The organism is Mesorhizobium sp. M7A.F.Ca.CA.001.08.2.1, assembly GCF_003998455.1.
Taxonomy (GTDB): Bacteria; Pseudomonadota; Alphaproteobacteria; order Rhizobiales; family Rhizobiaceae; genus Mesorhizobium; species Mesorhizobium ciceri.
Genome location: NZ_RZPW01001501.1, coordinates 1 through 391, shown reverse-complemented (window position 1 = coordinate 391; position 391 = coordinate 1). Strand labels below are relative to the sequence as shown.

Annotated in this window: 1 pseudogene; it reads left to right on the top strand. The window is 57.0% G+C overall.

Annotated features, from left to right (window positions below):
- A pseudogene (locus tag EN914_RS38920) lies at positions 1-241 on the top strand (hypothetical protein); the annotation flags it as partial.
- Positions 242-391 lie beyond the last annotated feature (150 nt).

The window sequence follows — 391 nt, the reverse complement described above, 5'->3', positions numbered from 1 at the left end:
CCATAACGCCGACCAGGTCTTCTACTACGACCAAAGGTTCATGCTTCGGAGGATGGACTACTCACCCGATGTGACTGGCAGCCCGCCTGTCGCCCACTACACGTATGACCCAAAGAGATTTGGTGGGTTCGTGTTTCCAACGCGAAGGCGCGTCCTTCTGCATGATGCCAATGGCGTTGCGAACCAGGGATTCGTGCCAATCACCATCGACGTCACCGATGTGACGATCGACCGGGCATGATCGCGTGAACGGCGAGGATTGAGCAATGGATATGACCAGGGCTTCCGAAACAATTGACCACCGTCGCCGGAACTTCTTCGGCACGGCAGCAGCCACGGTAGCTGCCGTGCAATTGATCTCGATGGGTACGTCAGACGCTTGCAGCAAGGC